The 26,027-nt window shown below is 57.8% G+C and carries 26 protein-coding genes; 13 read left to right on the top strand and 13 right to left on the bottom strand.

The genetic code is table 11. The features are described 5' to 3' along the window. Positions 1–116: 116 nt before the first annotated feature. Positions 117–629 carry a GNAT family N-acetyltransferase gene (locus tag KIF87_RS15745; protein WP_213329323.1) on the top strand — a complete coding sequence of 171 codons (513 nt, stop codon included), beginning with the start codon at positions 117–119 and terminating at the stop codon, positions 627–629. On the opposite strand, the gene KIF87_RS15740 is transcribed toward KIF87_RS15745, so the two are convergent. Both KIF87_RS15740 and KIF87_RS15735 read right to left on the bottom strand, forming a co-directional pair. Beyond that, the gene (locus KIF87_RS15740) at positions 610–1,392 is read right to left on the bottom strand and encodes a hypothetical protein (RefSeq protein WP_213329322.1); all 783 of its coding nucleotides are present in this window, start codon (positions 1,390–1,392) and stop codon (positions 610–612) included. The genes KIF87_RS15745 and KIF87_RS15740 overlap by 20 nt on opposite strands. A gap of 1 nt (position 1,393) precedes the next feature. Beyond that, positions 1,394–1,591, bottom strand: a complete 198-nt coding sequence (locus tag KIF87_RS15735; RefSeq protein ID WP_024908361.1) for a hypothetical protein — start codon at positions 1,589–1,591, stop codon at positions 1,394–1,396. Between the two features lie 256 nt (positions 1,592–1,847). On the opposite strand from KIF87_RS15735, the gene KIF87_RS15730 reads away from it, so the two are divergent. Genes KIF87_RS15730 through KIF87_RS15695 form a run of 8 tightly spaced genes read left to right on the top strand, consistent with a single transcriptional unit; the run spans position 1,848 to position 7,726 of the window. Then, a complete protein-coding gene (locus tag KIF87_RS15730) occupies positions 1,848–2,282 on the top strand; it encodes a nuclear transport factor 2 family protein (RefSeq protein ID WP_063145714.1) in 435 nt (144 codons plus the stop codon). Further along, complete coding sequence (locus KIF87_RS15725; RefSeq protein ID WP_213329320.1) at positions 2,279–2,998, top strand: SDR family NAD(P)-dependent oxidoreductase; 720 nt, start codon at positions 2,279–2,281, stop codon at positions 2,996–2,998. The genes KIF87_RS15730 and KIF87_RS15725 overlap by 4 nt, the downstream gene beginning before the upstream one ends. Next, positions 2,995–4,260 (top strand): NAD(P)/FAD-dependent oxidoreductase, encoded by a 1,266-nt coding sequence (locus KIF87_RS15720; RefSeq protein WP_213329317.1) that lies wholly within the window; start codon positions 2,995–2,997, stop codon positions 4,258–4,260. The genes KIF87_RS15725 and KIF87_RS15720 overlap by 4 nt, the downstream gene beginning before the upstream one ends. Next, positions 4,257–4,979 (top strand): DUF1365 domain-containing protein, encoded by a 723-nt coding sequence (locus KIF87_RS15715; RefSeq protein WP_213329314.1) that lies wholly within the window; start codon positions 4,257–4,259, stop codon positions 4,977–4,979. Before KIF87_RS15720 ends, KIF87_RS15715 begins: the two co-directional genes overlap by 4 nt. Continuing rightward, positions 4,976–6,196, top strand: coding sequence for an SAM-dependent methyltransferase (locus tag KIF87_RS15710; RefSeq protein WP_213329312.1), 1,221 nt, complete (start codon positions 4,976–4,978; stop codon positions 6,194–6,196). The genes KIF87_RS15715 and KIF87_RS15710 overlap by 4 nt, the downstream gene beginning before the upstream one ends. Further along, positions 6,193–6,678 carry a DUF2878 domain-containing protein gene (locus KIF87_RS15705; RefSeq protein ID WP_213329311.1) on the top strand — a complete coding sequence of 162 codons (486 nt, stop codon included), beginning with the start codon at positions 6,193–6,195 and terminating at the stop codon, positions 6,676–6,678. The genes KIF87_RS15710 and KIF87_RS15705 overlap by 4 nt, the downstream gene beginning before the upstream one ends. Beyond that, positions 6,675–7,196 (top strand): hypothetical protein, encoded by a 522-nt coding sequence (locus KIF87_RS15700; RefSeq protein WP_213329310.1) that lies wholly within the window; start codon positions 6,675–6,677, stop codon positions 7,194–7,196. Before KIF87_RS15705 ends, KIF87_RS15700 begins: the two co-directional genes overlap by 4 nt. After that, complete coding sequence (locus KIF87_RS15695) at positions 7,193–7,726, top strand: DUF3833 domain-containing protein (protein ID WP_121423644.1); 534 nt, start codon at positions 7,193–7,195, stop codon at positions 7,724–7,726. The genes KIF87_RS15700 and KIF87_RS15695 overlap by 4 nt, the downstream gene beginning before the upstream one ends. Here KIF87_RS15695 and KIF87_RS15690 read toward each other — a convergent pair. Beyond that, positions 7,723–8,181, bottom strand: a complete 459-nt coding sequence (locus KIF87_RS15690) for a DMT family transporter (protein WP_213329309.1) — start codon at positions 8,179–8,181, stop codon at positions 7,723–7,725. The genes KIF87_RS15695 and KIF87_RS15690 overlap by 4 nt on opposite strands. Before the next feature lie 4 nt (positions 8,182–8,185). Continuing rightward, positions 8,186–8,620, bottom strand: a complete 435-nt coding sequence (locus KIF87_RS15685; protein ID WP_023335619.1) for a DMT family transporter — start codon at positions 8,618–8,620, stop codon at positions 8,186–8,188. 95 nt (positions 8,621–8,715) lie between these two features. Between KIF87_RS15685 and KIF87_RS15680 the strand changes: the two genes are divergently transcribed. Next, positions 8,716–9,648, top strand: a complete 933-nt coding sequence (locus KIF87_RS15680; protein WP_213329307.1) for a LysR family transcriptional regulator — start codon at positions 8,716–8,718, stop codon at positions 9,646–9,648. 4 nt (positions 9,649–9,652) lie between these two features. On the opposite strand, the gene KIF87_RS15675 is transcribed toward KIF87_RS15680, so the two are convergent. Further along, the gene (locus KIF87_RS15675) at positions 9,653–10,681 is read right to left on the bottom strand and encodes a methionine synthase (protein ID WP_213329305.1); all 1,029 of its coding nucleotides are present in this window, start codon (positions 10,679–10,681) and stop codon (positions 9,653–9,655) included. A gap of 23 nt (positions 10,682–10,704) precedes the next feature. Beyond that, positions 10,705–11,679, bottom strand: a complete 975-nt coding sequence (locus KIF87_RS15670) for a DUF1852 domain-containing protein (RefSeq protein WP_213329303.1) — start codon at positions 11,677–11,679, stop codon at positions 10,705–10,707. 253 nt (positions 11,680–11,932) lie between these two features. On the opposite strand from KIF87_RS15670, the gene KIF87_RS15665 reads away from it, so the two are divergent. Then, the gene (locus KIF87_RS15665; RefSeq protein ID WP_029740565.1) at positions 11,933–12,472 is read left to right on the top strand and encodes a DUF2058 domain-containing protein; all 540 of its coding nucleotides are present in this window, start codon (positions 11,933–11,935) and stop codon (positions 12,470–12,472) included. Between the two features lie 7 nt (positions 12,473–12,479). Here KIF87_RS15665 and KIF87_RS15660 read toward each other — a convergent pair whose 3' ends face one another. Beyond that, a complete protein-coding gene (locus tag KIF87_RS15660) occupies positions 12,480–13,166 on the bottom strand; it encodes an RluA family pseudouridine synthase (protein WP_213329301.1) in 687 nt (228 codons plus the stop codon). A gap of 90 nt (positions 13,167–13,256) precedes the next feature. Continuing rightward, the gene (gene azoR / locus KIF87_RS15655) at positions 13,257–13,862 is read right to left on the bottom strand and encodes an FMN-dependent NADH-azoreductase (protein ID WP_080327161.1); all 606 of its coding nucleotides are present in this window, start codon (positions 13,860–13,862) and stop codon (positions 13,257–13,259) included. A 205-nt stretch (positions 13,863–14,067) separates the two neighbouring features. Here azoR and hrpA point away from each other — a divergent pair, with 205 nt between their 5' ends. After that, entirely contained in the window at positions 14,068–17,970 is a 3,903-nt protein-coding gene (hrpA, locus tag KIF87_RS15650) for an ATP-dependent RNA helicase HrpA (RefSeq protein ID WP_213329298.1), read from the top strand. A 70-nt stretch (positions 17,971–18,040) separates the two neighbouring features. On the opposite strand, the gene KIF87_RS15645 is transcribed toward hrpA, so the two are convergent. From KIF87_RS15645 to KIF87_RS15625, 5 genes are all read right to left on the bottom strand, one after another. Continuing rightward, positions 18,041–18,700, bottom strand: coding sequence for an O-methyltransferase (locus KIF87_RS15645; protein ID WP_213329295.1), 660 nt, complete (start codon positions 18,698–18,700; stop codon positions 18,041–18,043). A 75-nt stretch (positions 18,701–18,775) separates the two neighbouring features. Then, a complete protein-coding gene (locus tag KIF87_RS15640) occupies positions 18,776–20,155 on the bottom strand; it encodes an efflux transporter outer membrane subunit (RefSeq protein ID WP_213329292.1) in 1,380 nt (459 codons plus the stop codon). Further along, a complete protein-coding gene (locus tag KIF87_RS15635) occupies positions 20,152–21,234 on the bottom strand; it encodes an HlyD family secretion protein (protein ID WP_213329289.1) in 1,083 nt (360 codons plus the stop codon). The genes KIF87_RS15640 and KIF87_RS15635 overlap by 4 nt, the downstream gene beginning before the upstream one ends. 22 nt (positions 21,235–21,256) lie before the next feature. Continuing rightward, the gene (locus KIF87_RS15630; RefSeq protein WP_213329287.1) at positions 21,257–22,909 is read right to left on the bottom strand and encodes an MFS transporter; all 1,653 of its coding nucleotides are present in this window, start codon (positions 22,907–22,909) and stop codon (positions 21,257–21,259) included. Positions 22,910–23,066: 157 nt separating this feature from the next. Next, positions 23,067–24,386: an MFS transporter gene (locus KIF87_RS15625; protein ID WP_213329284.1), complete on the bottom strand. Its 1,320-nt coding sequence runs from the start codon at positions 24,384–24,386 to the stop codon at positions 23,067–23,069. Positions 24,387–24,775: 389 nt separating this feature from the next. Here KIF87_RS15625 and KIF87_RS15620 point away from each other — a divergent pair, with 389 nt between their 5' ends. Beyond that, entirely contained in the window at positions 24,776–25,576 is an 801-nt protein-coding gene (locus KIF87_RS15620; RefSeq protein ID WP_213329281.1) for a YdcF family protein, read from the top strand. The last annotated feature ends 451 nt before the right edge of the window (positions 25,577–26,027 follow it).

Genomic DNA, 26,027 nt, shown 5'->3' with positions numbered 1-26,027 from the left:
AGGCTGTACTTAACGTCGTTCACCACAATAATATATGTCGCAAGAATTTAACTGTTTTTTGTCTTTCTCGTTTCGCGCGGCATCACACGTAAAGCGGGTTAGTAAGGATACCCTCCATGTCTCTTCGAATTCGACAGGCCACCGGGGCCGATTCTGCGCTCTTAAGCGAACTTGGATACCGCATTTACCCCGCCCATTTTCAGCATTTGTGGGTGTCAGAGTCAGAGATGAAGGATTTTCTGCACGGCGATTACGCGCTTTCTGTACTTGAACAGAGCCTGAAAGACAACGCTGTTTCCTGGTATGTTGCCGAGACCGATCGGCCAGTGGGATTCATGAAAGTGACCTGGGATGCCAGGATCCCGGAAACGGACAAGAAGGGCGTTCTCCTCAATAAGCTCTACCTCGATCCCGCTGAGACCAGCAAGAACTATGGTCAGGTGATGTTCAACAGCATCACCGACATGGCCCGGAGCAGGGGGAAAGACTATCTCTGGCTGGAGGTGCTTGAGCAGAACGCGGGAGCGTACCGGTTCTACCAGAAGCAGGGCATGCTCTGCGTTAAGAACGTCCTTTTCGAAACCGCTTCACAGCAGAGCATAATCAGGATTATGGGGATGCCTCTTTAGAATGCGCGTCATGCTGTGCCAGCGACAGCGCGCTGGCGCTGGCGGGGTCGAACAGTGAGAGGCTCTCGATCTGATTGAGTAAAATCACCTTCCGGAATGACATGGCGCTGCGGGGTTCAGAGTCGAGCGTGATGTCATGCTCCGCATACCACTTGCTGTAATTATTCTCGATGCGAAAGTTCATCGTCTTCGCGTCTCTGTACCCGCTTAACATCGGGATCAGCACGATATTGGCCGTTTTTTCATATTCCAGCGTCGCGGTGTGGATCATGCCGACGTAAATCCGCCTCGACCGGAGCGTAACCTGCGCCAGTTCGCCTTGCTCCATACACTGGTACAGCAGTTGTTCGATACCGCTCGACTGCGCCAGACGTTTGTAGAGCTTTTTCCGGCTTTCACCGTCCAGCCTGGCGCTGCCTGCCCAGTTAGAGCGGTAGAGGCAAAACAGGATGGCAAACGCCAGCATCACGACCACCGGCGCCTGAATGCCTAAAAAGCTCCAGTTCATAAAGTCGATTTGCCAGTCGGTATATTTCGGTGAGGCAAAGTGAAAAGCGTTGTTGGCGGCAGAAAGGGTAAGCAGGAGCAGCCAGAGCAGACCGGTGGCAATCACGCCCTGCAGAACGAAAATACAGCCGTACAGCGCCACAAGGAAATAGACGTCCCAGCCAAATGAGCGCTTGATTTTAAAGCGGGTCGACAGGTCGCGGCTGGTGTACCAGTACCCGCATACCATCAGCACCATAAATATCGCCGTTCCCATATCAGGCCCTCTTCAGCGTGTTGACGTGACGCAGAAAATCCTGACGCACCTCGTTGCTTTTGTAGTTCACCGAGGCGTTCCCGTCCTGGTCGATAATGATGCGATCGCCATCTTCGACGGCTTCAATGATTTCCTGCTGACTCATCACCTGCAGTAAGGATTCCGGGCTGGAGAAAAGGGAGAGAAAGAAACGTTTCACGAGGGCATCCTTATGAATAAAAAGGATAAGCCTGGAAGAAGACCGGCGAGTTTGCCTTAAGGATATCCTGAAAGTGAAAGCCGGGTGGCGGTTTCGCCTTACCCGGCCTACAAAATCCACTCTTTTGTCTATCCTTAAGCTATTGATGTATATCTAAAATAAAAAATAAATCACCACAAACTTGGACAAATAACGTTAATTGTGTAAGTTTTAATTATGCGATTACGCCACGTTGTTTACAGCCAGGATGTGACCCATGAGCACTTTGCCCTCTGTCGTGAGTCGGTTTGTTGAGTACTACGCCGCACTGGATAGCCAGCCGCCGTCCGCGCTGGTGGGGCTTTACCATTCGAATGCCACGCTTATCGATCCGTTTGGCGAGCATGACGGGATTTTCGCGCTTCAGCGCTATTTCACCCATCTGCTGGCCAACGTCGAGCATTGCCGTTTTTCCATCGATTCGCCGCTGTGCAGCGGAAGCCGGTTTGTTGTCACCTGGGTGATGCACTGGTCGCACCCGCGCATCGCCGGGGGAGAGCCGCTTGAACTGCCGGGGTGTTCAGTGGTGCAGACGGAAAACGATCTCATCACGCACCAGCGCGACTACTACGATGCGGGAGAGATGATCTACGAACATCTTCCTCTGCTTGGCTGGGCGGTGCGCGGCGTGAAGCGGAGGGTCAAATCATGAAGACGGTGCTGATTACCGGCGCAAGCTCGGGCATCGGTGCCGGGCTGGCGAAATCCTATGCCGCTGACGGCTACCACGTGATTGCCTGCGGACGCGATCCGGCGCGTCTTGAAGCGCTGCATCAGACCTGCCCCAATCTCACCGTTCGCCTGTTCGATATGACAGACAGGGACGCCTGTCGCCAGGCGCTGACCGGCAGCTACGCCGATCTGATTATTCTCTGCGCCGGTACCTGCGAATACCTCGAGCAGGGCGTGGTGGATGCGGCGCTGGTGGAGCGGGTTATGGCGACAAATTTCCTTGGCCCGGTGAACTGCCTTGACGCGCTGCAGCCGCAGCTGGCTGCTGGCAACCGCGTGGTGCTGGTGAGCTCGATGGCCCACTGGCTGCCTTTTCCTCGCGCAGAGGCCTACGGCGCGTCTAAAGCGGCCCTGAGCTGGTTTGCCGAAAGTCTGCGTCTTGACTGGGAGCCAAAAGGGATTGCCGTGACGGTGGTCTCCCCGGGCTTTGTCGATACGCCGCTGACGCGCAAAAACGATTTTGCCATGCCGGGCAGGGTGAGCGTCGACGAGGCGGTAAGGGCGATCCGTACCGGGCTGGCGGCAGGGAAAATGCATATTGCGTTTCCTGACGGGTTCGGCTTTATTTTGCGGTTGCTCTCCGGGCTGCCCGCGTTTCTTCAGCGCGCGCTGCTGCGCAGGATGGTGCGTTCATGAACATTGCGATTATCGGCAGCGGCATTGCCGGGCTGACCTGCGCCTGGCGCCTGGCCGGACACCATCAGGTGACCCTGTTTGAAGCGGGCGCCACGCCCGGCGGCCATACCGCAACGGTTGACGTGACGACGCCACAGGGCACATACGCGATCGATACCGGGTTTATCGTCTACAACGATCGCACCTATCCGCGCTTTATGGGCCTGCTCAGCGAGCTGGGCATCAGCGGGCAAAAAACGCAGATGAGCTTTTCGGTGCACAACCCGGCAACGGGGCTGGAGTACAACGGACACACCCTGACGTCGCTGTTTGCCCAGCGCCGAAACCTGGTGAATCCGGCATTCTGGCGGCTGCTCGGGGAGATCGTGCGCTTCAATCGTCTGGCGAAACAGGCGCTGGACGGGGAGGTGGACCCGAACGCCACGCTGCAGACGTTTCTGGAACAGCACGGCTTCACGACGTTTTTCGCGCGGCACTACGTTCTGCCGATGGGGGCCGCCATCTGGTCATCGTCGCTGCAGGAGATGAAGCGTTTCCCGCTGCCGCTCTTTTTGCGCTTCTTCCACCACCACGGCCTGCTGGATATCACCCAGCGCCCGCAGTGGTACGTGGTGCCGGGCGGCTCGCGGGAGTATATCCGCGCGATGATGGAAAAATTGGGTGACCGCCTGAAGCTGCACCTGAACGCGCCGGTGCAGCGGGTAAGCCGCCACGCGCACGGGGTTACGCTTCAGCTCGAAAACGGCAGCCAGACCTTCGATCGGGTGATTTTTGCCTGCCACTCCGCCAGCGCGCTGGCGATGCTTGATGACCCAACCCCCGCGGAGCGCGAGGTGCTGGGCGATATCGGCTGGCAGCGCAACGAGGTCGTTTTACACAGCGATCCGCGCTGGCTGCCGGTGCGGCAGCGCGCGTGGGCCAGCTGGAACTACCGCCTGAGCGCGCAGGAACAGGCCAGCGCCTGCGTCACCTACAACATGAACATCCTGCAGGGGCTGCCTGCGGGCAGTCCGCTGTTCTGCGTCACCCTGAATCCGGACGCGCCGGTAGATGAACGCTTCGTTCTGCAACGCTTTGTCTATGAACACCCGCTGTTTAACCCGCAAAGCTGGCGGGCGCAGGCGCGGCGCGGCGAGATCAACGGTCATAACCGGAGCTGGTACTGCGGGGCCTACTGGTACAACGGTTTTCATGAAGATGGCGTGCGCAGCGCGCTGGACGTGGTCAATGCGATAGCGGCCGGAGAGGGGGAACTGAGATGAACAGCTGCCTCTACCACGGCGTCTTACGCCACCGTCGCCTCCAGCCGAAAACCCATGAATTTAGCTACAGCGTCTTTATGGCCTGGCTGGATCTCGATGAACTGACACAGCTGTCGTCCGTCGGCGTGCGGCGCAATCGCTTTGCCGGCGCCTCGTTCCACGACGCCGACTACCCGCTCGGTACGCCGCTCAAAGAGAACGTGCTGAGCAGGCTGGAGAGCCTGACCGGAGAACGCCCGGACGGGCGGGTCATGCTTCTGACGCAGCTGCGCTATTTCGGCTTTCATTTCAATCCGGTCAACTTTTACTACTGCTACGACGGGAAGGGAACGCTGCGCTGGGTGCTGGCGGAGGTTCGCAACACGCCGTGGAATGAACGCCATTACTATGCCGTCAACGGACAGGATGCGCAGCCCACGGAAAAAGCGTTTCACGTTTCCCCCTTCAACCCGATGGACATGATCTACCACTGGCGCTTTAACGACCCGGATAACTCGCTGCATATGCACATTGAAAATCATCAGGAAGCGAAGGTCTTTGACGCCACGCTCGCGCTGCGCCGGGAGCCGTTGACGCGCCCCGCGCTGCGCTCGCTGTTGCTGCGCATCCCGCTCATGACCCTGAAAACCGTTTTTGCCATTTACTGGCAGGCGCTGCGCCTGTGGCTCAAGCGCGTGCCGCTGTATAACCACCCCGTCAGCAGGAGTGAACGCTCATGACCGATCCCGTCTTTGCGTTAGAACCCGATATCCCGCGCAACGTCCGCCTCGCGCGATGGCTGCTGTTTCGTCTGTTAAGCGGCATCCGCGGCGGCTCGCTCACGCTGCGTGAAGGGGCACAGACCTTTCATTTTGGCGAGACGTCCTCCGCGCTGCATGCCGACGTGCAGATCCTCACGCCCGGCGTCTACTGGCGTGTCTTAACGGGCGGGAGCCTTGCTGCGGCAGAAGCCTGGATGGACGGCGAATGGGAAACCGCGCACCTCACGCCGCTTCTGGAGCTGCTGGCGCTCAACGGCGAGGTGCTCGGTCGTCTGGAAAACGGGTTCCGCCTGCTCGGCAGGCCGCTGGAGCGGATACGCCACTGGACGCGGCGTAACTCCCGCCTGCAGGCGCGCGAAAATATTGCCGCCCATTACGATCTGGGCAATACCTTTTATGCCCATTTTCTGGATAAGGAGCTGCTCTATTCCAGCGCGCTGTTTACCGCTGACGAGCAGGATCTGACGGCGGCCCAGCAGGCCAAAATGGCGCGCCTCTGTAACCAGCTAGCGCTAAGCCCGGGTGACCACCTGCTGGAAATTGGCACCGGCTGGGGCGCGATGGCGGAATACGCCGCCCGTCATTATGGCTGTCGGGTAACGACCACTACGCTGTCGCAGGAGCAATATATCTGGGCGACCGAGCGGATCGCCCGCGCCGGGTTGCAGGATCGCGTTGAGGTACTGCTCTGCGACTATCGCGACCTTACCGGACAGTACGACAAGCTGGTCTCAATAGAGATGATTGAGGCCGTCGGGCAACGCTATCTGCCGACGTTCTTCCGCACCTGCCAGGCGCGGCTGCGCCCCGGAGGACGGATGGCAATTCAGGCCATTACCATTCAGGACCAGCGCTATCGCGACTACAGCAAAAGCGTCGATTTTATCCAGCGCTACATTTTTCCCGGCGGTTTCTTGCCGAGCATTACCGCGATGAACGAGCTGATGACGCGCCACACCGATTTCGTGGTGCGTAACCTCTTCGACATGGGCCCCGACTACGCCCGCACGCTGGCCCACTGGCGGCAGCGCTTTGTCCACGCCTGGCAGGAGATTGAAAAGCTCGGCTTCGATGAACGGTTCCGCCGCATGTGGCTGTACTACTTCGGCTACTGCGAAGCCGGGTTTAACGCTCGCACCATCAGCGTGGTGCAGCTGACCGCCGAGCGCGTATGAGACGGTATTTTCAGGTCTTCCTGTTGGCCGTCGCGTTCGACCTTTACTGGGCGCTGGTGGTGCTCTTTCGCGAACAGGGCCTGATTATCTGGCTCGCGCTGGCGATCCTGGCGTGCCTGCTCTTGCCGCCTGCATACCGTTTTTACGCCATTGGGCTGGCGGCGGCGGGCAGCCTGCTGGATGCCCTCTGGGCCCTGACCGGGCTGATTGCCTTCACCGGCGAGTCCCTGATGCCGTTATGGATGGTGGCACTGTGGCTGATGTTCGCCACGGTCTGGACGCAGCTGACGCGCACCACCACGCTACCCGGCTGGCTGCTGACCCTGCTGGCCGCCGCGGGGGGGCCGGTGGCCTACCTGTTTGGCGAGCGGCTAGGGGGCATCACGTTTCTGGAGCCGACCTTTATCGTCGTGAGCTGGATGGCACCGGGCTGGCTGGTGTTGATGCTGTTTTTCCACCTGCTGATGGGGAGACAAAAATGAGAGCTGCGGTTTTGCTGCTTTGGCTGGCGCTGGTTGTGCCTGCTGCCCAGGCCGCCGACTGGCTTGCCTGGCGTAAGGTGGGGGACGCCACGCTCACCTGGGGACCTTTCACCGTCTATACCTCCCAGCTGCGCACCCCTGATGGGCGTTACAGCCGGGACCAGGATCAGGCGCTGATCATTACCTATGCGCGCGACATCGATCGCGATGAACTGGTTGAGGCGACCCGCGACCAGTGGCAGGCGCAGGGCATCCTGGCGCAGGAACCGCAAAGCGAAGCCTGGCTGCGGATGCTCCAGTCCCTGTGGCCTGATGTCCGACCGGGCTCACAGCTGGCGTTTGTTCTCAACGATAAGCAGGGGCAGTTCTGGTACCGCGAGTCGGCTGCCCGGAAAACCTTTATTCCACTCGGACCACGCCAGTCGGAAGCGTTCAGCACCCGTTTTCTGGCCATCTGGCTCGATCCCCGCACGCAATATCCTGAGCTGCGTCAGCAGTTAATCGGAGGCCAAAAATGAAACGTATCCTGATGATGGCGCTGGCATTCACGATGCTGCTGGCGGGCTGTAGCACGGAGGTGGCCGAGTATCGCCAGCAGCAGCCGCGGCTTGATATCTTCCACTACTTTCAGGGCAAAACCGAAGCGTGGGGAATGGTGCAGGATCGCAGCGGCAAGCAGATCCGCCGTTTCCACGTTGAGATTGCCGGGGACGTTATCGGCGATACGCTGACGCTCAATGAGCACTTTGTCTACGACGATGGCGAGAAGCAGCAGCGGGTCTGGCATATTCGCCGCGTGGGGAACGATCGCTACGAGGGAACTGCAGGGGATATTGAAGGAGTTGCCACGGGACAGGCCGCAGGCAACGCCTTTAACTGGCATTACAGCATGAACGTGACGGCCAACGGCAGCACCTGGCTGCTGAACTTCGACGACTGGATGTACCTGCAGGATGAGACCCATCTGTTTAACAAAACCGAGATGAAGAAATTTGGCGTCACCGTCGCCACGGTGACGCTGTTCTTTACCCGTAAGACCTCAGCTTAGTCGCGGACGCTGCCGGTTTTGCTGCTGGAGTAGATGAAGTACAGGGCAATCCCCAGGCACACCACCGCGCGCAGACGGCTCGGTGAAAACGGAATGGCGGGATTGCCCAGCCAGCCAAAGTTATCAATCAGCATACTCATGGCGAGCTGGCCGAATATCACCGCCACCGTGGCGACGGCGGTGCCGATCCGCTGTACGGCGAGCACCATTATCACGATATAGGGCACGCCAAACATCGCCCCGAGGAGCTGCCATTTCGGCACGTCCAGCAGCGTGACCGCCTGCTTAGGCTCAAAGAAGAAAATGAGCAGGGCGGTCACCAGCGCGCCGACGGAAAACGTCAGAAACGCGCTCTTGAAAACGCCCACGCTGCTGCCGAGCTGCCCGTTAATTGCTGCCTGTATGCTCAGCGTTGCGCCGCCACAGACGGCCAGAAGAATCATAATCAGTGTCATACGTTTACCCCTGTGCCACCAGAACCAGTGCGGCAATAATAAAAACCAGCGCCACGATGCGTTTCGCGTTTATCTTCCGGTGCGGCGTACCCAGCAGACCAAAGTGATCGATGATCAGGCTTTTAAAGACCTGACCGGCCAGAATGCCAATCATGGTCATTGCGATGCCGATAGCGGGGGTCGCAACGGTCAAAATGACCACGTAAACAGGGCCAAGCACGCCGCCGAGCAGCTGCCAGCCGGGCTGTGCGAAAAACGACGGGCTATTACGCGGGCTGAAAAACAGCATCAGCAGAAACGTCAGCGCGGCGCCTACGCCGAAGATGCTGAACGTCGCCCATAAGTCACCCACTTCGCCGCCCAGCGGCCCAAGCAGTCCCGCCTCGACGGAGAGGCCCATCCCGCCGGCAATCACCAGTAAAATCAACACAAACTGCATTACGCTTCCTCCGTTTTCAGGCGAAGAAGATTACGTCGGCAGCCTCGTGAGAAAAATGCCATAATGCTGGAAACACCTTTGCAGGATATGCATTAATGGTCGACGCCAGCAACATCAACGTCCGCGCGCTGCTGATCTTTATTGACGTGTATGAAGCGCAGAATTTCTCCGTCGTGGCGCGGCGGCAGGGGATATCGGCCTCGCAGATATCGCGCGTGATCCACCAGCTTGAGGATGCGCTCGGTCAACAGCTTTTCTACCGCAATACGCGGGCCGTCATCCCGACGGAAAGCGGTCATCTGTTTATTCGCTATGCCCGGTCGATGGCGGAAAATCTGGAAGAGGCGCGCCGGGAGCTGGACGCGCGTGCGGTGGAGCCTTCCGGCGCGATCCGCATTAACGGACCGGTGTTTTTTGGTCAGAAGCATATTGCACCCGGCCTTCCCGGCCTGTCGGAACGCTATCCCCGCCTCAGCGTAGAGCTGACGCTGACCGATGATTTTATCGATCCCCATCGGGATGCCGCCGACGTGATCTTCCGGATTGGCGTGCTGACGGACTCCTCGTTTCATGCGCGGGTGTTCGGGCAGCAGATTTATCATCTGGCGGCATCGCCAGACTACGTGCGAAAACAGGGTGCGCCTGAAGGGCCGGACGATCTGAACCGTCATCACTGTCTTGTCTATCGCGGATCGTCAGGGCCTAACCGCTGGCTGTTTCGCAGGAGGGGCGAGGCGTGGATACACTATCCCGTTACGCCATTGATGACCTCCAATAATGCGGAAGCGTTACTGGCTGCGGCGCTGGGTGGGATGGGGATCGTGCTGTTCCCGGACTGGCTGGTGAGCGAGCAGCTCCAGCGCGGCGAACTGATACCGCTCCTCCCTTCGCTGGAGTGTGCCATCAATACGGAACAGCAGGCTATTGCGGCGATATATCCTGATGCCCGACATCCGCCCCTGAACGTCAGGGCGGTGATTGATTATTACATCGAGCACTTTGGTACGCCGCCGTACTGGCAAACGTAAAGGATTACGCGCCGAGCTCTTTGCGGATAATTTCTGCGCCAGCGCTGAGCGCTCTCAGCTTGCCGTTAGCAACCTCGCGGGAGAGAGGAGCCATACCGCAGTTGGTTGACGGGTAAAGCTTGTCCGCATCGACAAACTGCAGCGCTTTACGCAGCGTATCGGCGACTTCCTCCGGCGTTTCAACGGCGTTCGTTGCCACGTCGATCGCGCCGACCATCACTTTCTTACCGCGAATCAGCTCCAGCAGATCCATCGGCACGCGGGAGTTGTGGCATTCCAGGGAGATGATGTCGATGTTAGACGTCTGCAGCTTAGGGAAGGCCTCTTCATACTGGCGCCATTCTGAGCCGAGCGTCTTTTTCCAGTCCGTATTGGCTTTGATGCCGTAGCCGTAGCAGATGTGTACGGCGGTTTCGCACTTCAGCCCTTCAACGGCGCGCTCCAGCGCGGCGATACCCCAGTCGTTCACCTCGTCAAAAAAGACGTTAAATGCCGGTTCATCAAACTGGATAATATCGACGCCTGCGGCCTCTAGCTCACGCGCTTCCTGATTGAGGATTTTGGCGAATTCCCAGGCCAGCTTTTCACGGCTTTTATAGTGCGCGTCGTAAAGGGTGTCGATCATGGTCATCGGCCCGGGCAGGGCCCATTTGATTGGCTTTTCCGTCAGCTGGCGCAGATACTTCGCATCGTCCACGAATACCGGCTTCTGACGCGCAACGGCTGAAACCACGGTCGGCACGCTGGCGTCATAGCGGTTACGAATGCGTACCGTCTGGCGATTTTCGAAATCCACGCCGCTCAGGTGTTCAATAAAGGTGGTGACGAAGTGCTGGCGGGTCTGTTCCCCGTCGCTGACAATATCGATTCCCGCACGGATCTGCTCATCCAGAGACAGACGCAGCGCATCCTGTTTACCCGCCAGCAGTTCTTGATCCTGTAATTTCCAGGGTGACCACAGCGTTTCGGGTTGTGCAAGCCAGGTCGGCTTAGGGAGGCTGCCAGCCGTAGACGTCGGGAGCAATGTTTTCATAATAAAAGACCTTTTTGAATGAATTAAAGCGTGTAGTTATCAGACCACTGCTCAAGAATATGTTGGTAAGGCTTAATGAAGTACGCTTCGGTAAAGCGGCCCTGTTCAATCGCCAGCTGGCTTCGCTCTTCCCGGTCATAGACAATTTTGGTTAAGGAGTGATCCTGCTGGTTCAGATCCGGTCGGTAGTACAGTCCCGCCGTCGAGTTTGCGTTATAAATTTCCGGGCGATAGATTTTCTGGAACGTCTCCATCGTGCTGATGGTGGCAATCAGTTCCAGATCGGTGTAATCACTCAGCAAATCCCCGGTAAAGAAGAACGCGAAAGGCGCCACGCTGTTTTCCGGCATGAAATAGCGAACCTGCAGGCCCATCTTCGCGAAGTACTGTTCCGTTAGCGACTCGCCATCCGGCTGATACTCAATGCCCAGCACGGGGTGCTGGTTACCGGTGCGGCGGTAGGTGTCTTTGCTGGAGACGCTCAGGCAGATCACCGGTCCCTTTCTGAAGTTCTCTTTGTATTCCGGCGAATTCACAAAGTGGCGGAAAATATTGCCGTGCAGTTCGCCAAACTTTTCCGGAATGCTGAAGTGCGGCTGGTTCTTGTTGTGTTCCAGCAGCAGCACGCTGAAATCATAGTCCCGCACGTAAGAAGAGAAGTTATTCCCGACGATGCCTGGGATACGCAGGTTATTTTTTTTGTCGACAATAGTGGTTTGCAATATCTCAATGGCCGGGAACGGTTTTTCCGCGCCAATGTTCAAATCGACAGAGATGATTTCAAGCTCAACCGCGTAGCGATCGGCGTTTGGGTTATCCCAGCGCGCTAAGGCGTTAAAGCGGTTGTTGATCATCACCAGCGTATTGCGCAGGTTTTCCTGACGTTTTTCACCGCGCGCCAGGTTGGCAAAGTTGGTGGTCGTACGCGTATTTTCTGACGGGTTGTAATTCTCATCGAAGCAACTGCGCTTAAGGGTATATGTGAAAGCTTTGCTCATTGTGGTTATGCATCCTAAGTTCATGTTGCTAAGAAGTTGCCGATGCATAATTTATGCCTGAGCCCGCAGCGTAGGGGAAGTGACTTAATTTCAATGCAACATGAGCGAAGTTCATGAAGTGTAATGCTTGAGGTGTCGCTGCCTTCATGCCGGGTGGCGCTGCGCTTACCCGGCCTACGGTTCTGCTAATGTCGCACTCTTTCCTCAATTCCCGCTATAATCCCCAAAATTTCCAACCGGTTTAGAAACGATCATGACAAAACTCACCTTACAAGAGCAGATGCTGAAAGCGGGCTTAGTCAGCAGCAAGAAAGCGGCGAAAGTGCAGCGCACGGCAAAGAAATCACGCGTTCAGGCGCGTGAAGCTCGTGAAGCGGTAGAAGAGAACAAAAAGGCGCAGATCGAGCGCGACAAGCAGCTGAGCGAGCAGCAGAAGCAGGCCGTGCTGGCGAAAGAGTTTAAAGCACAGGTGAAGCAGCTGATTGAGATGAACCGCATCACCGTGGCGAGAGGCAACATTACCTTTAACTTCACCGACGGCAATCTCATCAAAAAAATCGAGGTCGACAAGCAAACTCAGGCTCAGCTGATCAACGGCCGTCTGGCTATTGCCCGTCTGGTCATTAACGCCAGCGGCGACTGTGAATACGCGATTATTCCGGCGGTGGTGGCCGATAAAATTGCCCAGCGCGATGCCGACAGCATCGTGTTAAACAGCGCGCTCAGTCAGGAAGAACAGGACGAAGACGATCCGTACGCGGACTTCAAAATCCCTGACGATTTGATGTGGTAAACCGCATTCAGAACGGGGCGGCGTGACGGGCGTTAACCGGCTCTCCGCTCACGGGATGAATAAAATTCAACTCGCTGGCATGCAGCATCAGCCGGGGCGTTTCCTCAGTCCCCGGCGCGTCAAGACCGCCATACAGATCGCAGCCCAGAATAGGGTGCCCCAGCTGCTGGCAGTGAATACGCAGCTGATGGGTTCGCCCGGTCTCCGGTGTCAGTTTCACCCGCGTTAACGGCAGTCCTGTCCCCTGATAAAATCGTTCCACCACCCGATAGCGGGAGCGGGCGGGTTTACCGTTGATAGCGCAGATCGACATCAGCGGGAACAGCGCAGGGTCTTTGGCGATCGGCGCGTCTATCACTCCCTCGTCGTTTTCCAGATGTCCGCAAAGCAGGGCGCTGTAGACTTTCTCCACGCTGCGCTGGCTGAACTGCTGGCACAGCGCCGCGTTGATGGCCTTATTGCGCGCAACCACCATCAGCCCGGACGTGCCAAAATCCAGACGGTGTACCAGCGTGCAGCCGGGGAACGTCTGGACCAGACGATAATGGACAGAATCAAGGTTTTGCGGATTTTTGCCCGAGAGGCTGAGCAGACCGGAAGGTTTATTGATCAGCAGCAGATGTTCATCCTGCCAGAGGATCTCAATGTCGTCGTGACACGGTGGGGCTATAAAAGAATCAGTAATCGCAGACATCAGGCCGCCCGGCTGGAGAGTGGGAGCGGATGATAACGAAATGCGGGAGAAAAGAAAAACCCTCCCACCTGGCGGTGAGAGGGCAAAATCTTACGCTGCAACCAGGCTGTCGATTGCGGCTTTCGCATCGGTCTGCGCTTTGGTCGCCACTTCCGGACCGTAAGCGATACCTTCCGCGAACACGAAGTTCACGTCAGTGATGCCGATGAAGCCCAGGAACAGGCTCAGGTACGGCGCAACCAGGTCGGTTGGGGTGTCTTTATGGATGCCGCCACGGCTGGTCAGTACAACCGCACGCTTGCCTTTCACCAGACCTTCAGGACCGTTCTCGGTGTAACGGAAGGTTACGCCAGCGCGAGCCACCAGGTCGAAGTAGTTCTTCAGCTGGGTAGGAATGTTGAAGTTGTACATTGGGGCGTTGATGACGATAACGTCGTGCGCCTGCAGCTCAGCAATCAGCTCGTCGGACAGGGCCAGAGCTTCCTGCTGACGTGGAGACAGCGGTGCATCGCTTGGGCGCAGCGCGCCAACCAGCTCGCCATCCAGCACAGGAATTGGGTTTGCAGCCAGGTCACGCACGGTGATTTCGTCAGCAGAATGCTGTTCACGCCACTGTTCAACGAAGTAATCAGACAGCTGACCAGACTGAGAGTACCCTGCCAGAATACTGGATTTCAAAACTAATACTTTGCTCATGGGTGATTCCTGTTGTTGCATTTGATTGAAGGGGGTTGCCCCGTTGCTTGTTGACACTCTATTCACAATCCTGCCACAGAGATAGCGCAATATATCGAAGCCTATGTTCGAATTTTTTGAATAAGGCGCTAAAGGCGTCGATGTGGTACTCTATAGCAATCATTAAAAAGAGAGTTTATCAGGGCGTGTACTGCCCTTTAACGCTATGACAGAACAACAAAAATTAACCTTCCCGATGCTCCTGCAACAGCTTGATTCTCTGATGCTGCGCGATAAACAGCGCTTTGCCCGCCGTCTGCACGGCGTGAAGAAGGTTAAAAATCCTGATGCACAACAGGCCATTTACCAGGAGATGGCGAAAGAGATTGAACAGGCGGCAGGGAAAGTTGTGCTGCGCGAAGCCGCGCGTCCGGCGATTACCTACCCGGAAAACCTGCCCGTCAGCCAGAAAAAACAGGACATCCTTGAGGCCGTACGCGACCACCAGGTGGTGATTGTCGCGGGGGAAACCGGTTCGGGGAAAACCACCCAGCTGCCGAAAATCTGTATGGAGCTGGGGCGCGGGCTAAAAGGACTGATTGGCCACACCCAGCCGCGTCGACTGGCGGCGCGTACCGTGGCGAACCGTATTGCCGAAGAGCTGCAAACGGAGCCGGGCGGCTGCATTGGTTACAAGGTGCGATTCAGCGACCACGTTAGCGATAACACCATGGTCAAGCTGATGACCGACGGTATTCTGCTGGCGGAAATCCAGCAGGATCGCCTGCTGATGCAGTACGACACCATCATCATTGACGAAGCGCACGAGCGAAGCCTGAACATCGACTTCCTGCTCGGCTACCTGAAAGAGCTGCTGCCGCGTCGCCCGGATCTGAAAATCATCATCACCTCCGCGACCATCGACCCGGAACGCTTCTCAAAGCATTTCAACAATGCGCCGATTATCGAAGTCTCTGGCCGTACCTATCCGGTTGAGGTGCGCTATCGCCCGATTGTTGAAGAGGCGGATGATACCGAGCGCGACCAGCTGCAGGCCATCTTCGATGCCGTTGACGAGCTGGGCAACGAAAGCGCGGGCGACATTCTGATCTTCATGAGCGGCGAGCGCGAAATCCGCGACACTGCCGATGCGCTCAGCAAGCGCGATCTGCGCCACACGGAGATCCTGCCGCTTTACGCGCGCCTGTCAAACAGCGAGCAGAACCGCGTATTCCAGCCGCACGGCGGGCGACGCATCGTTCTGGCGACCAACGTGGCGGAAACCTCGCTGACCGTGCCGGGGATTAAATACGTTATCGACCCGGGCACGGCGCGCATCAGCCGCTACAGCTACCGCACCAAGGTCCAGCGGCTGCCGATTGAGCCGGTCTCCCAGGCTTCCGCCAACCAGCGTAAAGGCCGCTGCGGCCGCGTGTCGGAAGGGATCTGTATTCGCCTCTATTCCGAAGATGATTTCCTGTCGCGTCCGGAATTTACCGACCCGGAAATTCTGCGTACCAACCTGGCGTCCGTTATCCTGCAGATGACCGCGCTGGGGCTGGGCGATATCGCGGCGTTCCCGTTTGTCGAAGCGCCGGACAAACGCAACATTCAGGACGGCGTACGTCTGCTGGAAGAGCTCGGCGCCATTACCACCGACGAGCAGGCCACGGTCTACAAGCTGACGCCGCTGGGCCGCCAGCTCAGCCAGCTGCCGGTGGATCCGCGCCTGGCCCGTATGGTGCTGGAAGCGCAAAAGCACGGCTGCGTGCGCGAGGCGATGATCATTACCTCGGCGCTCTCCATTCAGGATCCGCGCGAGCGTCCGATGGACAAACAGCAGGCGTCTGACGAAAAGCATCGTCGCTTCCACGACAAAGAGTCCGATTTCCTCGCCTTCGTAAACCTGTGGAACTATCTCGGCGAGCAGCAGAAAGCGCTCTCCTCGAACCAGTTCCGCCGTCAGTGCCGCGTGGATTTTCTCAACTACCTGCGCGTGCGCGAGTGGCAGGATATCTACACCCAGCTGCGCCAGGTGGTGAAAGAGCTGGGCATTCCGGTTAACAGCGAACCGGCGGAGTACCGCGAAATTCACATCGCGCTGCTGACCGGCCTGCTGTCCCACATTGGGATGAAGGACGCCGAAAAGCAGGAGTATACCGGCGCGCGTAACGCCCGTTTCTCCATCTTCCCCGGTTCCGGCCTGTTCAAGAAGCCGCCGAAATGGACCATGGTTGCGGAGCTGGTGGAAACCAGCCGCCTGTGGGGGCGCATTGCCGCGCGTATCGATCCGGAATGGGTGGAGCCGGTGGCTCAGCACCTGCTGAAACGCTCGTACAGTGAACCGCACTGGGAGCGCGCGCAGGGCGCGGTAATGGCGACCGAGAAGGTGACCGTTTACGGCCTGCCGGTGGTCGCCGCGCGTAAGGTCAACTACAGCCAGATTGACCCTGCGCTCAGCCGCGAGCTGTTTATCCGCCACGCGCTGGTGGAGGGGGACTGGCAGACGCGCCACGCCTTCTTCCGCGAAAACCTGAAGCTGCGCGCCGAAGTGGAGGAGCTTGAGCACAAGTCCCGCCGCCGCGACATTCTGGTGGACGATGAGGCGCTGTTTGAGTTTTACGATCAGCGTATTAGCCACGAGGTTATTTCCGCCCGCCATTTTGACAGCTGGTGGAAGAAAGCCAGCAAAGAGACGCCGGACCTGCTCAACTTCGAAAAGAGCATGCTGATTAAAGAGGGGGCGGAGTCGGTCAGCAAGCTCGACTACCCGAACTTCTGGCATCAGGGCAACCTCAAGCTGCGTCTGACGTATCAGTTTGAACCGGGTGCCGACGCGGATGGCGTGACCGTTCATATTCCGCTGCCGCTGTTAAACCAGGTCGATGAGGGCGGGTTTGAGTGGCAAATCCCCGGCCTGCGCCGCGAGCTGGTGATTGCGCTGATCAAATCCCTGCCTAAGCCGGTGCGCCGCAACTTTGTGCCTGCGCCAAACTACGCGGAAGCGTTTTTAGGCCGCGTCACGCCGCTGGAGCTGCCGCTGCTGGACGCGCTGGAGCGTGAATTCCGGCGCATGACCGGCACCACCATCGACCGCGATGACTGGAACTGGGATCAGGTGCCCGATCACCTGAAAATCAGCTTCCGCGTGGTGGATGATAAAAACAAAAAGCTGCTGGAAGGACGTTCGCTGAGCGAGCTGAAAGAGTCGCTGAAAGGGAAAGTTCAGGAGACGCTTTCTGCGGTGGCGGACGACGGTATCGAGCAGAGCGGGCTACATATCTGGAGCTTTGGTCAGCTTCCGGAAAGCTACGAACAGAAGCGCGGTAACTATAAGGTCAAAGCCTGGCCTGCGCTGGTGGACGAGCGCGACAGCGTGGCGATCAAACTGTTCGATAACCCGCTGGAACAGCAGCAGATGATGTGGCGCGGGCTGCGTCGCCTGCTGCTGCTGAACATTCCGTCTCCGATTAAGTATCTGCACGAGAAGCTGCCGAACAAAGCCAAGCTGGGGCTGTACTTTAACCCGTACGGCAAGGTGCTGGATCTGATTGACGACTGCATCTCCTGCGGCGTGGACAAGCTGATCCACGAGGCGGGCGGTCCGGTCTGGACGGAAGAGGGCTTTGCTCAGCTTCATGAAAAGGTGCGCGCGGAGCTGAACGACACCGTGGTGGAGATTGCCAAACAGGTCGAGCAGATCCTCACCGCCGTGTTCAATATCAACAAGCGCCTGAAGGGGCGCGTGGATATGACCATGGCGCTGGGTCTGTCGGACGTGAAGGCGCAGATGGCGGGGCTGGTCTATCGCGGCTTTGTCACCGGCAACGGCTTCAACCGTCTCGGCGATACGCTGCGCTATCTGCAGGCGATTGAAAAACGTCTGGAAAAAATGGCTATCGACCCGCACCGCGATCGCGCGCAGATGCTGAAAGTGGAAAGCGTGCAGCAGGCGTGGCAGCAGTGGCTAAACAAGCTGCCGCCGGCGCGCCGCGACGATGAAGACGTTCAGGCGATCCGCTGGATGATCGAGGAGCTGCGCGTCAGCTTCTTTGCCCAGCAGCTCGGTACGCCGTATCCGATTTCGGATAAGCGTATTCTGCAGGCGATGGAGCAGATCTCCGGTTAAAACCCTTGCCCGGTTTTCTCCCTCTCCCTGTGGGAGAGGGTCGGGGTGAGGGCATCAGGCCGCACAATTTTCACCCGTTCACCATTGCCAGCGTAAACCCATCCCATCCCTTAACCCCCACCGTTTGCAGCGCGGTGGCGGTTAAGCGCGGGTTATCCCCAATCATCTCGATAAAACGCCGCACGCCCAGCACGCGCGCGTCGTCGCTTTGTCCGTTAATGACCTCGCCGTCGCGCACCACGTTATCGCCGATAATCACCGTGCCGGGACGGGAATAGTGCAGCGCCCACTCCAGATAGCCGGGATTGTTTGGCTTATCGGCATCAATAAAGATCAGGTCAAACGGCGGAACGTCACCGAAATTCTCCAGCGAGTTCAGCGCCGGGCCTTCAATTAATTCAATACGATCGTTCAGCCCCGCGAGGCGAATATTCTGGCGGGCAACATCGGCATGCGTCGGGTCAGCCTCAAGCGTAATCAGCTTTCCGTCCGGCGGCAGGGTGCGCGCCATCCAGATTGAGCTATAGGCACCCAGCGTCCCGATCTCAAGAATGCGTCTTGCCTGCGTCATGCGCACGAACAGCGCCAGCAGCTGCCCCTGATTGGCCGCAACATCGTGTTCAGGTAGCCCGGCGCGCTTGTTGTTTTCCAGTACCTGACTCAGCACGTCATCTTCAGGAATAAGCGAAGAAATCATGTAATTATCTACTGCAGACCATTGTTGTTGCATAGATTGACTCCTTGGATTTTTCTCCCTCTCCCTGTGGGAGAGGGTCGGGGTGAGGGCATCAGCGCGCAAGGCGGTTCATGCGTTCTTCCAGCCGCCGCCCAGCGCTTTATACAAATCAACCTGCGCCAGCAGCAGGTTATTTTTAGCCTGTACGACGCTGGTCTGAACCGAGAACAGCGTGCGCTGCGCGTCCAGCACGTCCAGATAGGATGAATAACCGTTGCGATAGCGATTCTGCGCAATGCGCAGCGTCTCCTGCGCCACATCCTGCTGTGCAAGCAGCTCCGTCAGCTGTTCCTGATAGCGCGTAAAAGCATCAAGGCTGTTGTTCACTTCGGCAAACGCGTTACGCACGGTTTTTTCATAGGCGTACAGCGCCTGGTTCCGCTGGGACTGGGAAATGTCTACCTGCGCATTCAGCGCCTGGCGGTTCAGCAGCGGGGCAAGAATACTGCCCCCGACGCTCCAGAGCTGAAGCGGGTTGTCCAGCAGGCCTGAAAGGGTACGATCCTGGACCGATCCGGTCGCGGTCAGGTTGATCGACGGCAGCAGGCTCGCGCGCGACGCGGCAAGCGAGGCGTCTGCCGCAACCAGCTGTCGTTCGGCCTGAACGATATCCGGTCGACGGTTCAGGAGCGTAGACGGCAGCTGTGACGGCAGCTTCAGCGGCGTCAGCGTCGCATAGCTTTCGCTGCGCGCTACTGCGCCGGGATTGCTTCCCAGCAGCAGGCTCAGGGCGTTCTCCTGCTGCGCAATCTGATGCTGCAGCAAGGGAACCTGCGCTCGCGTCGAGCGCAGCTCGGAATCCGACTGCATCAGCTCCAGACGCGAGCTGTAGCCCGTCTCAAACTGACGTTTCGCGAGGTTAAATGCCTCTTCGCGTGATTTCAGCGTCGATTCGGTCACGCGCAGCTGTTCGTCAAGCGAGAGCAGGGTGACATACCCGGAGGCAACGGAAGACGCAACGGTCAAATCCGCGGCGGCAGCGGCGGCTTTTTGCGCCTCAAGCGAGGCTTCGGCGGCACTGGCCGTGCTGCGGTTGACGCCCCAGATATCAACGTCATAGCTCGCCGTCAGGCTACCTCTGTACAGCGTGCCGTAGACCGGCAGCCCGGTCGCGGCGGATTGCGAACGGGCGCGCGTCCCCGTTACGCCCGCGTCAAGCGAAGGAAACAGGCTGCCGTCGGCCGCAAAGACCCGCGCCTGATACTCGTTAATCCGTTCGCGGGCGATCAGCACGTCGCTATTGTTCTTAAGCGCCTGATCCACATAGCGGTTGAGGTTGTTGTCATGGAAATTGCGCCACCAGAGCTGCTCCGCCGGGCTGGCAGGACCGGAATCGGCGCGCCACTGGGTGGGGATTTGCAGCGTCGGCTGAGCCGGTTTTACGTCGACGGACTGGCATCCGGCGAGCATCACCGCCAGCACCAGACCGGCTATCGGGCGAAGGATCATGGCTTCGCCTCCCGCGTATCAATGGTCACCTGCACCGACATGCCCGGACGCAGCAGCGCGATCGCCTCTGGCTCGCCGAGCACCTCGATGCGCACCGGAATACGCTGGGCGATTTTGACAAAGTTGCCGGTGGCGTTGTCCGGCGTGATGGCGCTGAATTCAACCCCGGTTGCCGGCGAAATACTCTCCACGCGGCCCTGATACGCTTTGTTGTTCAGCGCATCGACGGTGAATTTGACAGGCTGACCAACGCGCAGCTCCGCAAGCTGGGTCTCTTTAATATTGGCAATGACCCAGTGCTGAGGCGGCACAAGGGTGGTGAGATGGGTCCCGGCGGTCACATACGCCCCGAGACGCACGGCTATCTGGCCGAGCTGACCGTCGCGCGGGGCGATAATGCGGGTGTTTTGCAGGTCAATCTGCGCCAGCTCCAGCGCCGCTTTCGCGTTTTCGACATCCGCCTCCAGCGCGCCGCGATTGACAATCACCGTCTGCAGATCCTGACGCGACATCTCAAGCGTGGCTTTAGCCTGGTCGATATCGGCGCTGCCCTGGGCGGCGCTGGCCAGCGCCGCGTCGCGCTCGCGAATAGAAAGGGAACCATCAGCCGTCAGATCCTTCACGCGCTTTAAATCTGCCTGCGTTTTCAGGCTCTGGGCGCGCGCATTCTTCAGCGCCGCGTCGTTTTTGGCGATCGTCGCTTCGGCGCTTTTACGCTGCTGCAGGTTGTTATTGAGCGCGGCAATTTTCATCGCCAGCTGTGCCTCGGCCTGATGCACGCGCTGACGATAGATGCGGTCATCAATCTGCAGCAGCAGGTCGCCTTTTTTAACCTGCACAAAGTCCTGAACCTTCACCTCGGTGATATAGCCATTCACCTGGGGGCTGATAAACGTCGTCTGACCGCGCACGTAGGCGTTGTCGGTAAACTGCGCGTGGCGGGTGAACGGCGGCAGCTGCCACGCATAAAGGATCACCAGTACGCCGACAATACCGATGGCAGCGGCGGTGAAAACGGAAACAATGCGCACATTTTTGCGGGTGTTGGCCTGCTCTTTGGCGGCATCCTGCTGACTCATAAACTCTCCAGAACTATTTCAATTATTTATTGCCGGTGGCGTTCTTAAGCGCCATACGGGCAGTGATGCGCAGGCGCAGCAAGCGCCATAAAATCCAGACCAGCGTGGCGGCAGCGATGCTCGCCGTCAGCAGATAAGTATCGTTGTAAGCCAGAATATTCGCCTCCAGCGAGGTCGCCGTTTGCAGCTGCGTTATCGCCTGCGTTCCCAGCAGCGAACTGTCGCCAATCAGGCTTTGGTACATCTGGGTGTAAATCTGGATACGCTCGTTGACCAGCGGATTGAGCGTGGTGAGCTGGTCCGCCAGCAGGCTAGAGTGGTACTTCTCGCGCCAGGTCTGGAAGGTCCCGAGGATCGCGGAACCCAGCAGGCCGCCAAGGTTCTGACTCATGCCAAACATCACCGAGAAGCTGACCAGGTTGCGCGGATCGGCGATCACCCCGCCAATGGCGGCCAGCATGGCGGGTGCCAGGAAGAAGGCGCTGCCGAAGCCCAGCAGAAACTGGCTTAGCATCAGCTGATCCGGCCGGGTCAGGTTGTTGGACTGGCTGTCCAGCAGCGAGGCAACAATCATCAGCGCCAGAGAGGTGATGATTGGCCACGCAAGTTTCGTCGGCTTGATGGTGAGACAGCTGGTGACGATCCCACAGACGATCCCGGCGAAAATGGACCACGCCAGGTGGGTCATCTGCTCGTTCTGTAACCCCACGTACTGAAGCCAGCCGATGACGCCGGTGTTTTGCTCTGCCAGCACGATACGGATCAGCAGCATGATGAGCCCCAGACGGACGATGCTGCCGCTCGACAGCCAGCGGGTGTTCAGCAGCGGGTTGGTGCGGTTATGTTCAAAGACGATGGCAGACACAATTAATACCAGCGACAGCGCCAGCGACCAGCCGATCCACGGCGCCTCGAACCACCAGTCAAGACGGCCTAAAGAGAGCACGGCGCAGAGCAGGGCCATTCCCGGGGCCATTAAAAAGAAGGTGATGAAGTCTTTCTTCTCAAAGACCTTGCGCCTGTCGCCCGGCGGCAGTTTTAAGGCTATTACGCAGGCCAGGGAGATCAGCGCCAGCCCGAGCTCGAAGAAATAGAGCCCGCGCCACTCGTCCAGCTGCAGCAGTTCGGTCGAAAACAGGCGGGCCAGAGGGATAGCGAGTGACGACCCGGTAATCCCGATGGTGAGCGCCTTCAGGCGGTGTTTCGCAGGCCAGGCCTGGATCTGATAGTAAATCCCCAGCGAGCTGAGCGCGGCGGCCACCATCCCGTGCGCGGCGCGAACCATTAGCGCCGAACTGAGATCGTTAACGAACAGGTGGAAAAAGGTCACCAGCACGTACAGCACCAGAAAACCTTCCGTGAAGGCGCGCAGACCGTACTGCTGGCGGAACTTAACCAGCAGCAGGTTGATAGAGATGTTGGTCATGACGTAGACCGCGGGCAGCCAGGCGATTTCGGTCGACCAGGCCCCGAAGGTACCCTGCAGATTTTGCAGGTTGGCGGTCACCACCGCATTTCCCAGCGCTCCCGTCAGGCACACCAGCAGGCCAACGACGCCGTAGGCAATACGTTTTGGCGTAGTGTGCTCGGGTGTGGAAGGCGAACCCAGTAGGGCGGGTTTCTCATGTGGCTGCCACTCGCGAGGAGCATAAGGGTCGCGTTCGGGCAGGCGCATAACGTCGTTTACCTTAGAAATAGTTGAATAATTAGCGGGCTAGCGATTCTACGTCTGCCGCAAATGATAATTCAAGTGAATATGATTTACGCATGTTAATCAAATGTAGAAGGGAAGTTTAAGGAAAAAGAGCGGCCCGAATGTCGGGCCGACAATGTCAGAGATGTTCGGGTTGCGCCTGCAGGTGGGACGCTCGCTTGACGCGGCTGGCGCAGAAAATCGCGATTAGGGAAATGACTACCGTGACGGCAAGATACCAGGCCACCGGAACCCAGTCGCCGTCATATTTTGCCAGCAGTCCGGTGGCAATCAGCGGCGCGGTACCGCCTGCCAGCGCGGCACCCAGCTGATAACCGAGCGTAATGCCGGTGTAGCGTACGTTTGCACTAAAAATTTCAGAGCACAGCGTACCGAGTACCGCCGTTACCGGTGCCCACAACACGCCAAAGGCGATGACCGTCGCGAGCACAATGCCCCAGGTTGTTCCGGTATTGAGCAGCATAAACCACGGCACGATAAACAAACCCAGGATGAAGACGCTGGTGGCATACATGCGTTGACGGCCAATTTTATCCGAGAGAAGTCCCATTAACGGAATCATAACCGTGGCCACCAGGGCTCCCAGCGTCACGGCTTCCAGCGCCTGCGATTTCTGATAGGCCAGCGTGCTGGTGGCATAGCTCACCACGAACGTTGAGAAAATATAGAACGGAGCGGTTTCCACAACCTTTAAACCGGCGGCAATCAACACTTCGCGCCAGTGATGCTTCAGCGTATCGCGTAGTGGGGCCTTCGCCACCTGACCCGATTGTTTTACCTTCTTGAAATCAGGCGTCTCGTCGATGTCCTTACGGATCCACAGGCCAAGCAACACCAGAACCGAGCTCAGCAGGAACGGGATGCGCCAGCCCCAGGAGAGGAAATCCTCCTCGCTGAAAAGCGTCATCAGCGAAACGATAAAGGTTGCCATCAGCATGCCGATGGTGACGCCCGCCTGCGGAATACTGCCGAAGAAGCCTTTACGTTTTTCGGGCGCGTATTCATAGGCCAGCAACAGCGCGCCGCCCCATTCACCGCCGATGCCCATCCCCTGAATGATACGCATCAGGATCAGCAGAGCGGGAGCCCACAGGCCAATCATCTCATACGTGGGCAGCAGGCCGATCATGACGGTTGCACCTCCCATAAGTGAGAGGGTGAGAACGAGGGTTTTTTTACGTCCGATGCGGTCACCGATATGGGCGAAAAGGACCCCGCCAATGGGACGAATAAAAAAGGTTAATGAGAACGAGAGATAAGAGAGTATGAGTCCGATCACCGGATCGACCATCGGGAAAAAGATCTTATTAAAGACCAGCGCGGCCGCCGTACCGTAGAGAAAATAGTCAAACCATTCAATGGCGCTCCCGGTAAGGCTGGCGATTAACACCTTCTTATTTTTTCGTAATACCGTCGTCGTACTTTCATGTTCTGTCATGACCTGAAACTCCGCCACATTGATAAAAGTTATAGGTGTCACCTGGCGCGCTTCAGGTGCAACCTGCAATGATGAAGTGGTTGTGAAATTGTTAAGCAACTTAGGTTTTGATGTTACATTTGGCAAGCTCACGGGGAATGAAACTGGTCAGATCACGACGAAATAAGCAGCGTTGGGTGCTTTTTCAGAGAGCGCGAGCAACAGGATGTTTTGTATGATGGAAAACTAAAAGCATAATAAGCAGGTGCAACCCGATTGTTTTTGGATGTTTCTGGTTATTTCAGAAAAATGACAATTTGGGCGATAAAACAACGTCTGGTTTCAGATCTCGCATCTGCTTTATCCGTTAGAAGCCGCTAACCTGAAGAGACACAAACGAGGAGTTCACCATGGTTCAGCCCCATTTTCCCATCCTGCCGGATGCCACGCTGGCGGCCATCAATACTGTCGGTGAATGGCTGGCGCAGGATGACCTGAGCGGCAGCCGCCTGCACCCGGACGTCGATGCGGTAATTCTGGCAGGGAACGCGGTGATCCCGACCATTGAGGCGGCCTGTCGAATTGCCGCGCAGCGAGAAATCCCGCTCCTGATTAGCGGCGGTATTGGTCACTCGACCGCGTTTTTATATTCAGCTATCCGCAGTCATCCGCGTTATCACACTTTACAGGTCGAAGGGCGGGCGGAAGCGAGCATTCTTGCAGACATTGCGCGGGAGTTCTGGCAGATCCCCGAGGCGCGCCTGTGGATTGAAGATCGCTCCACCAACTGCGGTGAGAACGCGCGTTTTAGCTGGAACATGCTGAAACAGCATCAGCGCGCAACCGGGCGGGTGCTGGTGGTGCAGGATCCGACGATGCAGCGCCGTACGATGGCGACGTTTGCCCGCGTTTGTCAGGATGAACCCGCGTCACCGGAGTGGATAAGCCACCCAGGGATTACGCCGATACTGCATAACGGCAAAGAGGGCGTGGAGTTTTGCGGGGGCAATAGCGGACTATGGCCCGTTGACCGCTACCTGTCACTGGTTCTGGGGGAACTGCCGCGTTTGTATGATGACGTTAACGGCTATGGCCCGGCCGGGCGGGATTTTATCGCACACGTTGACTTTCCTGAGGGGGTGATTGCCGCGTGTAAACAGCTGCAGCAGGATCCGGTCCTCGCGGATGCGTTGTCCAGGCGCTCGATTTAAGGGTGTAATCAGAAGCGATAACAACTGCTTCAGAATAACCTTTGGCTTACAGCAATGTCCTGGTCCGGCTGTAAATCGCCGAAGCGTTTCCGTAAGGCCGGGGCGAGGCGCAGGGATGCGCCGAGAGGGCGTGGCCTGCAGGGATGCAGGCTCATGCCCGACCCGATAGCCTGAAGGAATAAGCTGAGGGTACCGCGAAGCGGCGATTTACCGCCGGGAGCCCGGGTCGCCAGGGTGGTGGCGATTGAGCCACCCTGGCACGTTCACCGGTTATGTCGTTAAAGAGTAGCAAGGAACATAAAGTGAACGGAATGACCACCAGACCCGTATGTTCCCCTCACCCTAACCCTCTCCCACTGTACGGTCCGGGGACATAGTGAACACTTGTTCGGGGACATGGTAGACACTTACAACTAAGGCATAAGAACCCGTTTATGGAGTCGCTTATGCC

The sequence above is a fragment of the Enterobacter sp. 120016 genome, from assembly GCF_018383635.1.
Lineage (GTDB): Bacteria > Pseudomonadota > Gammaproteobacteria > Enterobacterales > Enterobacteriaceae > Enterobacter > Enterobacter asburiae_D.
Note: the sequence above shows the minus strand (reverse complement) of the source record. Positions and strands in the feature narration are given on the sequence as shown.

Bases quoted from the DNA above. Each gene is read 5' to 3' on its own strand.
- KIF87_RS15745 (WP_213329323.1), top strand. From the start codon at position 117: ATGTCTCTTCGAATTCGACAGGCCACCGGGGCCGATTCTGCGCTCTTA.
- KIF87_RS15740 (WP_213329322.1), bottom strand. From the start codon at position 1,392: ATGGGAACGGCGATATTTATGGTGCTGATGGTATGCGGGTACTGGTAC.
- KIF87_RS15730 (WP_063145714.1), top strand. From the start codon at position 1,848: ATGAGCACTTTGCCCTCTGTCGTGAGTCGGTTTGTTGAGTACTACGCC.
- KIF87_RS15725 (WP_213329320.1), top strand. From the start codon at position 2,279: ATGAAGACGGTGCTGATTACCGGCGCAAGCTCGGGCATCGGTGCCGGG.
- KIF87_RS15720 (WP_213329317.1), top strand. From the start codon at position 2,995: ATGAACATTGCGATTATCGGCAGCGGCATTGCCGGGCTGACCTGCGCC.
- KIF87_RS15715 (WP_213329314.1), top strand. From the start codon at position 4,257: ATGAACAGCTGCCTCTACCACGGCGTCTTACGCCACCGTCGCCTCCAG.
- KIF87_RS15710 (WP_213329312.1), top strand. From the start codon at position 4,976: ATGACCGATCCCGTCTTTGCGTTAGAACCCGATATCCCGCGCAACGTC.
- KIF87_RS15705 (WP_213329311.1), top strand. From the start codon at position 6,193: ATGAGACGGTATTTTCAGGTCTTCCTGTTGGCCGTCGCGTTCGACCTT.
- KIF87_RS15700 (WP_213329310.1), top strand. From the start codon at position 6,675: ATGAGAGCTGCGGTTTTGCTGCTTTGGCTGGCGCTGGTTGTGCCTGCT.
- KIF87_RS15695 (WP_121423644.1), top strand. From the start codon at position 7,193: ATGAAACGTATCCTGATGATGGCGCTGGCATTCACGATGCTGCTGGCG.
- KIF87_RS15690 (WP_213329309.1), bottom strand. From the start codon at position 8,181: ATGACACTGATTATGATTCTTCTGGCCGTCTGTGGCGGCGCAACGCTG.
- KIF87_RS15685 (WP_023335619.1), bottom strand. From the start codon at position 8,620: ATGCAGTTTGTGTTGATTTTACTGGTGATTGCCGGCGGGATGGGCCTC.
- KIF87_RS15680 (WP_213329307.1), top strand. From the start codon at position 8,716: ATGGTCGACGCCAGCAACATCAACGTCCGCGCGCTGCTGATCTTTATT.
- KIF87_RS15675 (WP_213329305.1), bottom strand. From the start codon at position 10,681: ATGAAAACATTGCTCCCGACGTCTACGGCTGGCAGCCTCCCTAAGCCG.
- KIF87_RS15670 (WP_213329303.1), bottom strand. From the start codon at position 11,679: ATGAGCAAAGCTTTCACATATACCCTTAAGCGCAGTTGCTTCGATGAG.
- KIF87_RS15665 (WP_029740565.1), top strand. From the start codon at position 11,933: ATGACAAAACTCACCTTACAAGAGCAGATGCTGAAAGCGGGCTTAGTC.
- KIF87_RS15660 (WP_213329301.1), bottom strand. From the start codon at position 13,166: ATGTCTGCGATTACTGATTCTTTTATAGCCCCACCGTGTCACGACGAC.
- azoR (WP_080327161.1), bottom strand. From the start codon at position 13,862: ATGAGCAAAGTATTAGTTTTGAAATCCAGTATTCTGGCAGGGTACTCT.
- hrpA (WP_213329298.1), top strand. From the start codon at position 14,068: ATGACAGAACAACAAAAATTAACCTTCCCGATGCTCCTGCAACAGCTT.
- KIF87_RS15645 (WP_213329295.1), bottom strand. From the start codon at position 18,700: ATGCAACAACAATGGTCTGCAGTAGATAATTACATGATTTCTTCGCTT.
- KIF87_RS15640 (WP_213329292.1), bottom strand. From the start codon at position 20,155: ATGATCCTTCGCCCGATAGCCGGTCTGGTGCTGGCGGTGATGCTCGCC.
- KIF87_RS15635 (WP_213329289.1), bottom strand. From the start codon at position 21,234: ATGAGTCAGCAGGATGCCGCCAAAGAGCAGGCCAACACCCGCAAAAAT.
- KIF87_RS15630 (WP_213329287.1), bottom strand. From the start codon at position 22,909: ATGCGCCTGCCCGAACGCGACCCTTATGCTCCTCGCGAGTGGCAGCCA.
- KIF87_RS15625 (WP_213329284.1), bottom strand. From the start codon at position 24,386: ATGACAGAACATGAAAGTACGACGACGGTATTACGAAAAAATAAGAAG.
- KIF87_RS15620 (WP_213329281.1), top strand. From the start codon at position 24,776: ATGGTTCAGCCCCATTTTCCCATCCTGCCGGATGCCACGCTGGCGGCC.